The 9803-nt window shown below is 42.5% G+C and carries 11 protein-coding genes; 4 read left to right on the forward strand and 7 right to left on the reverse strand.

What is annotated here, in order from left to right:
* Positions 1–10: 10 nt before the first annotated feature.
* The 3 genes from DQW11_RS21230 to tpiA form a co-directional block, all read right to left on the reverse strand.
* Complete coding sequence (locus DQW11_RS21230) at positions 11–208, reverse strand: hypothetical protein (RefSeq protein ID WP_113926134.1); 198 nt, start codon at positions 206–208, stop codon at positions 11–13.
* Positions 205–1035, reverse strand: a complete 831-nt coding sequence (gene prmA / locus DQW11_RS21235) for a 50S ribosomal protein L11 methyltransferase (protein ID WP_113926135.1) — start codon at positions 1033–1035, stop codon at positions 205–207. The genes DQW11_RS21230 and prmA overlap by 4 nt, the downstream gene beginning before the upstream one ends.
* Before the next feature lie 501 nt (positions 1036–1536).
* A complete protein-coding gene (tpiA, locus tag DQW11_RS21240; RefSeq protein ID WP_113926136.1) occupies positions 1537–2298 on the reverse strand; it encodes a triose-phosphate isomerase in 762 nt (253 codons plus the stop codon).
* A gap of 72 nt (positions 2299–2370) precedes the next feature.
* Between tpiA and DQW11_RS21245 the strand changes: the two genes are divergently transcribed.
* Together DQW11_RS21245 and DQW11_RS21250 are read left to right on the forward strand one after the other, a co-directional pair.
* Positions 2371–2886 carry a regulatory protein RecX gene (locus DQW11_RS21245; protein WP_113926158.1) on the forward strand — a complete coding sequence of 172 codons (516 nt, stop codon included), beginning with the start codon at positions 2371–2373 and terminating at the stop codon, positions 2884–2886.
* 44 nt (positions 2887–2930) lie between these two features.
* Complete coding sequence (locus DQW11_RS21250; RefSeq protein ID WP_113926137.1) at positions 2931–3434, forward strand: hypothetical protein; 504 nt, start codon at positions 2931–2933, stop codon at positions 3432–3434.
* Positions 3435–3876: 442 nt separating this feature from the next.
* Here DQW11_RS21250 and DQW11_RS21260 read toward each other — a convergent pair whose 3' ends face one another.
* From DQW11_RS21260 to DQW11_RS21275, 4 genes are all read right to left on the reverse strand, one after another.
* Positions 3877–4353, reverse strand: coding sequence for a heme-binding domain-containing protein (locus tag DQW11_RS21260; protein WP_113926139.1), 477 nt, complete (start codon positions 4351–4353; stop codon positions 3877–3879).
* Positions 4353–4745, reverse strand: a complete 393-nt coding sequence (locus DQW11_RS21265) for a heme-binding domain-containing protein (RefSeq protein WP_113926140.1) — start codon at positions 4743–4745, stop codon at positions 4353–4355. The genes DQW11_RS21260 and DQW11_RS21265 overlap by 1 nt, the downstream gene beginning before the upstream one ends.
* Positions 4746–5000: 255 nt before the next feature.
* Positions 5001–5516, reverse strand: a complete 516-nt coding sequence (locus tag DQW11_RS21270; RefSeq protein ID WP_113926141.1) for a hypothetical protein — start codon at positions 5514–5516, stop codon at positions 5001–5003.
* Positions 5517–5833: 317 nt separating this feature from the next.
* Positions 5834–7729 carry an amidohydrolase gene (locus DQW11_RS21275; protein ID WP_113926142.1) on the reverse strand — a complete coding sequence of 632 codons (1896 nt, stop codon included), beginning with the start codon at positions 7727–7729 and terminating at the stop codon, positions 5834–5836.
* Between the two features lie 730 nt (positions 7730–8459).
* Between DQW11_RS21275 and DQW11_RS21280 the strand changes: the two genes are divergently transcribed.
* A complete protein-coding gene (locus tag DQW11_RS21280; protein ID WP_113926143.1) occupies positions 8460–8936 on the forward strand; it encodes a hypothetical protein in 477 nt (158 codons plus the stop codon).
* A gap of 275 nt (positions 8937–9211) precedes the next feature.
* Positions 9212–9460: a hypothetical protein gene (locus DQW11_RS22330; RefSeq protein WP_157966171.1), complete on the forward strand. Its 249-nt coding sequence runs from the start codon at positions 9212–9214 to the stop codon at positions 9458–9460.
* The last annotated feature ends 343 nt before the right edge of the window (positions 9461–9803 follow it).

Below are 9803 nucleotides of genomic sequence, written 5' to 3' on the forward strand. Positions count from 1 at the left end.
TGGAGGGGGTTTATTTCACACTGTTGTTGCGGTCTTTGTATCTTCCAAAGTAATATGCTGGGAAAACCAAAGCTTTCAGTTTCCAATCGTTTTTCTCTTTCATTCCCAAAGAATTATCTGCTTGGACAACTCTGTACATTTTGGAAGCAAAAAGAATATGGCCGATCAAGGCTAGAAATAGTATGGCATAAATGAGCAACTCGGTCATATTTTCTCAAGAATTAAAGCTGCCCAATTGTCTTTGGTTTTTTGTGCCAAAAGTGAAAGACCAAAGGAAGAAGCCCTGCTTTGGATGTCTGCAATGTCATGCTCATAGAATCCGCTCAGCAGAAGTTTTCCTCCTTTTTTCACAAGACCGGAATAAACTTCCATTTCGTCCAAGAGGACATTTTTATTGATATTGGCAAGTACAATGTCGAATTCACCCTGAGGATTTACTTCGCGGACTGTTCCTTTTCCCATCCTGACTTTGGACATTCCGTTCAGGTCAAAATTTTCATTGCCGTTTTCCACGCACCATTCGTCAATGTCAAATGCTTCAATCTCCGCTGCCTCAAGCTTATGCGCCATGATCGCCAAGATGCCCGTACCTGCTCCGATATCCAATACCCTTTTGCCGGAATGATCTAGGGTAAGCTGATGGGACAGCATCAGAAAAGTGGTGGCGTGGTGTCCCGTGCCAAAAGACATTTTGGGATTGATGTGGATTTCATATTTGAACTCAGGTCTGGGTTCGTGAAAGGAAGCCCTCACATACACCTGATCACCGACAAAGATCGGGTCATAGTGCTTTTCCCACTCTTCATTCCAATTGACTTTGGGCATCTTGCCTTCCTTAACTTCAATCTTACCGGCCTCTTTATACCTGTCGATGATTTCCTGATAGGCTTCCCTGTCTATCAAATCCTCCTGAATGTAGGCGTCGATCCCTTCATCCGTCTCCAAAAACGAGTCAAAGCCGACTTCAGAAAGCTCTGCGATAAGGATCTCTCTGAATGGTTCCGTGCAGGAAATCTTAAATTCTAAATAGTCCATTTGTATTGTTTTTTGCATTATGCATAAGTGGCAGTGGAGACACTGCCGCTTTGATTGTCATGCTGATTTGTCAAATTAATTTCATTTGGTAGAAAAGAATCCGGAAAGGATTGAAGGTTGGGGTGGCTTCATTCTGAATCGCAGCTTACCGGGGTGAAGAATCTCTTTAATTTTTGAGACTCTTCAATGCGTTACCATTGACTAATAGTAATTTACCCCTTCGGCAAGCTCAGGGATCGGTTATTGGGATTTTCAAGGGAGAGGAGGGAAAAGCGGCGAAGCCGCTTTTCCCTCCTCTCCCCTTATCCTAACCAACCGAGGTGGCCGAGCTTGCCGAGGCCGGAATATTTAACATTAATGTCATTCCCTCGCCCTTGGCAGTGTCTCCACTGCCTTTTGTGGATAATTCCCGAGGAATTCAAATAAGGATTGGTCAATACCACCTCGTACTTCTCACCTCGTACCTCCCACTTCTCACTTCCAACTTCCCAACTTCCTACCTTAAAACGACTTCACAATCTCCACAAAATCCCTTGACTTCAGCGATGCCCCACCGATCAATCCTCCATCCACATCAGGTTTGGAGAAAAGGTCTTTGGCATTTCCCGGATTTGCAGAACCGCCATATAGGATAGAGGTATTGTCCGCCAACTCTTTACCGAATTTGCTTGCCAAATGGCTTCTCAAAGCCGCGTGCATTTCCTGTGCCTGATCAGAAGAAGCTGTCCTACCTGTTCCGATGGCCCAGATGGGTTCGTAAGCTATGACGATTTTAGACATTTCTTCAGGAGAAAACCCAAACAAACTTTCTGTCAGTTGCTGTTTCACATAAGCTTCATGGGTACCGGCTTCACGGATTTCCAATGGTTCGCCGCAGCAGAAGATCGGAGTCAGTCCATTGGCAAGTGCCTGTTTGGTTTTTTCGGTAAGCAATTGGTTTGATTCTTTGAAGTATTCCCTTCTCTCGCTGTGTCCGATGATGACATAGGTAGCGCCGAAGGAAGCCAACATGCCGGCGGAAGTTTCCCCTGTAAAAGCACCCGAAGCTTTGTCGGAGCAATTCTGAGAACCAAGAAAAAGGTTTGGTGTATCTCCGATCAGTTTTTTGACGGGATAAAGGTGTACAAAAGGAGGGTTGAGGACTGCGATGACATCTTTGATGTTTTCATCCTTCAGCATATTGACGATTTCAGAAGTCAGTTTTTGGCCTTCTTCCAGGTTGAGGTTCATTTTCCAGTTTCCGGCTACAATTTTTTTGCGCATGGTTTCTTCGGTTTGATGGTTAGATTTGAAAAAAATAACTTCAAAAGTTACTTTGGGCTAAAATTACATAAAATGTCCTACCCACGAAAAGAATATAATCCCGATCAGCCCAGAAAGTATTGGTCATTGGCCGAAGCCAAGGTGAAAATCGCGGCTTATTGCGCTTACCAAGAGCGCTGTCAGGAGGAGGTAAGGACCAAACTGGCCGAAAAAGGACTCATTGGAGATCAGGCAGAGGAATTGATCTCACACCTGATCGAAGAGGGGTTTTTGAATGAAGAGCGCTTTGCACAGGCTTTTGTCAGGGGAAAGTTTAACCTGAAAAAGTGGGGGAGAAACAAGATCACCCAAGAACTCAAACTCCGTAAAGTCAGCCCCAACTGCATCAAATCCGGCTTGAAGGAAATCGATCCGGAAGAGTATTGGCAAATGCTTCTCGGCTTGGTAGAAAAAAAATCAGGGTTTGTCAAAGATCCCGATCAGTTTAAGAAAAAGTATAAAATCCAACAGTACCTGATCGGGAGGGGATTTGAGTCTGATTTGGTACAAAGTGCTGTGGAAACCGTTTTTTCAGAACAAAATCTTTAATTTCTGAAAGCAAAAGCCTAATTTGCGAAAGATTTGATAGCCAAATGATTCAAAAGTTATTTCCCCTTGACAAAAATTACATTTTAAGACAGGCCCAATCCATTTTGGAAGAGCAGATGCTTGAAGTGATGGTTTTTGAACTCAAAAAATCCTACACCCAACTTTACAATCCATTGATGCTGATGGATGAAACCTTTGCCAAAATCCTCGATACCTACGAATATCCCAAGGACAGGCTCAGGATGATTTATAGGCAACTTTGCGGGATTTACCGGTTCAAGAACAGGGACAACCAATTGGAACTGCTTTTTGACGGAAGGACACATTTAGAAAAGTTTCAGGAAGATTGGTCAAGACAGCTCTTGGATTGGGTTCACGAACTCGGATATAACGAGCAATATGTAAAAACAATGCTTCGTATGACCCTACTTTTTGATACAGAATCGAGGGCAGAATGGTCAGAAAACCACTGCAAGTTTTTTATCAATGAGTACTTTGAACTCAAAATCATCAAACGCAAAGGCGAACTCAAGCTTATGATAGCATAAAAAAATCCACCGAGAGATCGGTGGTTTTTTTATGTTGTTCAAGCTGAATTTAAGTTTTTACTTGAACAAAAGTTTTGATCAAACCTATCTTAAAAATTTTCTACTTACTACAAAATCTAATTTTTTCGAAGTGGGGAGGAATGACGGCGGACCGGGCCGGCACAGGCCTTGTGTGCGGATAGGATTCTGCCGTCTTGACTTTTTGGGCTACTTTTTTTGTCAAGAAAAAAAGTAGCTGTAATAGGGACTTTTATTTTTTTCTAAACCTAAAGAAATTCTTTAAACCTAATTTAGGTGGGATCATTTATGATTTTATCCATATCCAAAACCAGGATAAAAATAGGTTTGTAAGCCGATGTTTTTATTTCAAGCTAGTTTAAAACTGAATAAAAAAAACCACCGATCAGGTGGTTTTATTGTTTTAATCAGAAGATTGTAATTCCTATTCCTCTTCATCCTCCTCCTCAGCCACGATATCCATCGTCTCCTCTGCCCAAGTCACGATCTTGGCACGCTGCGCATCGTCAAGCTTGCCCGAAGGATGCATCAACGTGTAGATTTCCATCGGCATGCGGCCTTCTTTTACCTCAATGGCGATGTCATCCAGGATGCCAAGCTTATCCATCATTTCATATTCCTGCCAGGTAGAGAAGTTGACTTCCTCCCGAGCTTCCCGCACATCCTTGGCCACCAACCAAGAGGAGGGCGCCACATAAGAATACCATGGATAGACCGTCTCATTGCTGTGGCAGGAGTAACAGGAAGTTTTCAGCATGGTTGAAATTTCTTCGCTTGCCAAGCCGTTGAGTACGATGTCGCCGGGATTGTCTGTTTCGACAGCAGGCAGTTCATTGGGTACAAACTGTATCCCCACAAATACCACGGCCACGCCGCCCAAGATATATTGCCAAAGTTTCATTATTTGGATTTCTTTTTGCCTGCACTCCATTCCATCAAAGTCGCAAGGTCGGACTCAGACAACTTGCCCTCAGGCTTGTTTTCGAGGAACTTCGCAGGAGGCATTTCCCCTTTTGTCAATGTCTCGTTGATCTTTGCCATGGTGGCCATTTGCTTGGACTTCTTGGTCGCCTCAAAAGCATCCCAATCCAGCTTGGCTTTTCCTTTTTCGTTTTTGGAGGCTGCATTGTGGCAGCCGTAGCACTTCTGTTCTACTACTGCTTTCACATTGGCGGGCATGTCAGGTGCCAATGCATGGAGTTCGGCTTCGGTTTCGGATACTGATTTGGTAGTACCTTGGATAAACAAAAGACCAAGAATGGCCAAAGTCGGGAATAAAAATGTTTTTTTCATAGAGAGTGTTTTATGGTTCTAGCAGGAATTTCAAAAATTTTTTTCAGTTCTGCAAGAGAGGAGGATTGGATTGGCCGCATTTTTTAGAAATGAGTGCTTTTAGGATTTAAAAGGCTTGGATTCAGGGGTTTTGAAGGAAAAAAATCCAATCTGGAGTACCCTATAGTCCCTAATCATCCGTCAACCTCAATCTAGACTTTGCGGAATATGCGATTGCTAGTTTCTTTGATTTCTACTACCCACTTCTGAACCTACTCAGTTCACCAAAAAGGTAACCGAGTTCGGCAAATAGGCGAGTGAGTTCACCTCCGAGGCGAGAGAGTTCACCAAAAAGGCGAGAGAGTTCACCAAAAAGGCGAGAGAGTTCATCTCCAAGGCGAACCAGTTCACCAAAAAGGTAACCGAGTTCACCTCCGAGGTGAGAGAGTTCACCAAAAAGGCGAGAGTGTTCATCTCCAAGGCGAACCAGTTCACCAAAAAGGTAACCGAGTTCAGCAAAAAGGTGAGTGAGTTCACCAAAAAGGTCAGTGAGTTCTCCAAAAAGGTGAACTGGGTAGGTAAAAAGGTGAGTGAGTGAGTATATAAAGTGGGAGGGGGTACTTCGGAAGTAGCCCCCTCCACTTCAGAAGTACCCCACTGGACAAAAATAGTTCGACACCCTTCGGGGTCATTAGGATATTCTTGGATGCTTTGATCCACGGGCAGCAGCCCGTGGCTATTGAGAGGTTTGACCCCGTTCGGGGTCAGTTTTAGGATCTCAAGAAGAAGCAAAGTAGTCCAGTTTCTGCCTTTGAATTCTTAAATATCAGAGAATAGAAAAAATGATCCTGAAGGGATCAAACTTCTCAATACTTGTCCGCTGTGGCGGAGCCCCCGGTAAAACCGGGGGAAAGATAAAAGATGATAGATGGCAACAACCCTGGAGGGGTTGAATTTGAGTGAAATGGAATCTTCAAGTTCCTAAGAAAAAAAGTGTAAATGCTTACGACTGCTGGACTTAATTTACCCGGTCCAACCATCAGACGGTATACTACATCTAGAAAGGGGATTTATTCACATTGTTACCTGCATTTGGCTTTCATAAATTTTCAGTGGTCATGGTCATGCCCAGTAACAATTCGCTGAATATGATTAAAAGCAGCAAAAGAAAACGAATCTGATCCGTAGGTGGCACTATACCCCAATTCACTTTTTAAATATTTATTACCTACGGGCTGTTTTTTACCCTCTACAACAGTGCCCCAAACTTTTATGTCTTTTATTTTTAAGGGTTCACAAGTAACAGGATTTTCGGACAGTATGGTAAAGTTTGCCAGTTTTCCCGGTTCAATGGATCCTATCTGATCTTCCATTTTTAATGAATAGGCAGCCTCAATTGTAACGGCCTTTAATGCTCCTTCACGAGATACTATTTGGTCAGGTGCAGCCACCCTTCCACTCGCCGTAAGACGGTTGACACCACACCACATCAGGTAAAGAGGATCTGCCGGTGCCATAGGCATATCACTATGATATGAAAAGGAGACTCCGGCTCTTTCTACATCTCCCATGCGCACCATGTTGTCTGCTCGTTCAGGACCTAACCCATTCTTGCTGTAATTATCAGCCAAAGCAGCGGTATAATAGGGGTTGCCACTAACAATACAACCTAGCTTGGCCAATCGATCAACCTGGTCTTTTTGGCTTACTGCAAAATGAACAATAACAGTCCGGTGATCGAAACGGGGATTTCTCCGTAAATTTATTTCCAGAGTGTTGAGCACCCGGTCTAATCCCGCATCACCGTTTACATGAATATGGATTTGATAACCTGCATCCCAGAAAATCCGAAATGCTCTTTCAAAAACATCCTTATCGGTCATCCATTCTCCATGGTGATGGTCGAGATATGGGTCTCTAACTTGCATGAGTTGAGAATAAATTGCGCCATCAGAAAAAAGTTTTATCTGATTTTTAGCAAGCGAAGTTTTGCCATAGTACCAGGTTTCTAATTTACCTGCTTCTTCCAATACCTGCGCGTCATCCTTATACTTGTCGCAAAGCGTTTTACCATCTGCAATAAAACTCCAACTGAAAGGCATATCATTACCCGACATCACGGTGTTAACTGCGTCCTGTAGTTGTTTCACAAGTATTCCACCCGGTTCATTGCCAAACGTTATACCTTTCGAATGCATATAATCTCTCATGATTTTCAGACCGGTTTCAAGTTTTTCAGGTGTTGCCAATATGTTGGCAATTTTAGGGGCCACAGCGAACATACCTTGCTCCCAGAAACGCCCTTCAGCAAGATTTGATTGTTTTTTAGGCGTTTCTTCCCAAGTTTTTATTAAACTCTCATCTATTGCACAATTGTTAAGTGCCTTTGTATTCAACACAATCTCATGGCAACTTCTCAGCCAAGCAAGAACAGGCCTGGTTAAGCTGATCTTATCCAGATCGGCTTTGGTAAGTGGCCCATAAAAGCTTGGATGATACCCCCATGTGACCAATGGTTCATCGGGATCTTCCATTAGTTTCTCGGCTTCCGCCAGCCGTTTCATGAAATCGTTTTTATCTTTGACTGCGGTTTTTGTAACTCCCGGCAAAGACCAATCTTCAATAGATAACACCTCAGAGGCCATTGTCAGTGCAGCTAGTACAGGGTGATCGTGCTGTGCAATAAATCCCGGTATGATTACTTTATCGTTGAAAGTTTTGTCAAGCCTTGTTGGTTGATCTCCTATCAATTTTCCCAATTCTTCATGTGTACCAACAGCAAGAATTCTACCATTGACCACGGCAACAGCTTCTGCTTTTGGCTTGGCAGGATTCATCGTGATAATTTCCTTGGCAGTGTAAATGGTTACAGGCGGGGCCGATTGAATACTGCTTCCTATGTCTTGTAAAGTCTGACAATTCGAAGGAATGGTCATGCTGACAATGCTTGCTAAAGTCAGAAACATCAGCTTATGCAAATGGACTTTTACACTGAGATTGTTCATAGAATTTGAATTATTGGTTTCTAATCACTTGTAAATAGTATCAATTTTTGTTCAGTGAATATTTCATACTTCACTTTTTGCTATTGTTTTCGAGAAAATTCCGGTTTTGGACGTTGCTAGTAACCGAGGACTGTGAAAAAAGTCCCTTTTGTTTTTTAGGTCATTTCATTTACAGTCCCTCTAAAATTAATAAAATTAGTTGTATTGTTTTCAGGCAATCATCATATTTCTATGGTCCATATTCAGTGAATAGACCGATTTCAACTCTCCTTTTCTTGTCTGGATGAACTATATCCTTGAAAACCCAGTAAGGTTATGCATTGTGGAAAAGCCTGAGGACTATTTATATTCAAGTGCACGAAATTATTCTGGTATGAAAGGTTTAATTGAGGTAGACTATTTGTGATTTGATATATCTTCTAATTGCATCCCGATGGCTATCGTAGATGGAAGGATAAAAGGGTGGAATTTGTAATTCCACCCAGTCGCAGCATCAGGCGCTAAAATACACCTTGGTGGGGCGTGTTTCCTATAAAAGAGTTGAATTCCTATCTCGTCAAGGAATGAAGTCTAAGTATCAATCACTCAAAAACCCCTTTAAATACCCTGTAGCCGTTTCAAAAAAAATGAAACGTTTAAGTTGGTACACAATGGACTAAAAATAACAATGGTTTGTTTGAATATGCTTAGTTTAGTTTCAAATAAATGTTTAACCCCCAAACAATTTCAAATGAGTCTAGACAATTCAATTTCGATCCAGATCCCGGAAGCGGATCTGACAGTGGTGAGAGATGCCCTTGCGCTTATCCAAACCACACTTGCCCCTTATCTCATAGCCCTGACTCCTGAGGACAGGAAGAAGCTGCCCAAAATGGGAGACGGCTCAGAGCCTTTTGTAGCCAAGGTCATGGATTATGCGGTAACTGACCCTCAATTTCTACCTGCTTACATTCAGATTGCCGAAATGAAGAAAGATTGGGATGTTGTGACAGGACTGCTGCCAATCTTCAGAATCGTGCAGCAACTTGACAGCAATCTCAGTGATACCGTCATGCTGTCGGGATCGGAGGTCTATGATGCATCTCTCAAATATTACAAATCGGTTAAAATGGCTGTTAAAATGAATGTACCCAATGCCAAGACAATTGCAGATGACCTCAGCAAAAGGTTTGCAAACAATGGCAAAAGAGACAAAGTCGCTGAGTAACCCAAATGGCATAAACCCTTTATTTGAATGGTCCGGGTAGCGATACCCGGATTTTTTGTTTTTCGACTGCTTGGGTTTGCTTTTTGATCCCTTTACCCAATTCATTTTCTTCTGCAGTCTACAAAAAGTATACAGCAGTCTATAAAAAGATGACTCCTCTCTACAAAAAGACGACTGCAGTCTATAAAAAGACAACTGAAGTATACTAAAAGAGTACTGAAGTCACCAAAAAGTATACTGCGGTCTATAAAAAGAGTACTGAAGTCTATAAAAAGATGACTCCTCTCTACAAAAAGATGACTTCACTCTATAAAAAGAGTACTGCAGTCTATTTTGAAGTGGGAGGGGGGTACTTCGGAAGTACCCCCTCCCACTTCGGAAGTACCCCACTGGACAAAAATAGTTCGACACCCTTCGGGGTCATGAGGATATTCTTGGATGCTTTGATCCACGGGCAGCTGCCCGTGGCTCTGCCTCGGCAGACAGGTATTGAGAGGTTTGACCCCGTTCGGGGTCAGTTTTAGGATCTCAAGAAGGAGCAAAGTGGTTCAGTTTCTGCCTTTGAATTCTTAAATATCAGAGAATAGAAAAAATGATCCTGAAGGGATCAAACTTTTCATTTACCCCCGGTAAAACCGGGGGTAAATGATATAAGGATGGGAGGCAACAACCCTAAAAGGGTTGAACCAGTGTGGAATTGGAATTACAAATTCTACTAAATAAAAAGGTGTAGATACAATCTCATATCTTTAAACTGAACCAAAAAACAGAATAAAGGTGTAGCCTGATTTGCAAATTAAGTACAGCAATGCTGATACTGCGGTGTAGGGATCACACCTTTATTTTTTCCTCTTCGAATCTGAATAG

Source organism: Cognataquiflexum aquatile (assembly GCF_003316845.1).
In the GTDB taxonomy this organism is placed as follows: domain Bacteria; phylum Bacteroidota; class Bacteroidia; order Cytophagales; family Cyclobacteriaceae; genus Cognataquiflexum; species Cognataquiflexum aquatile.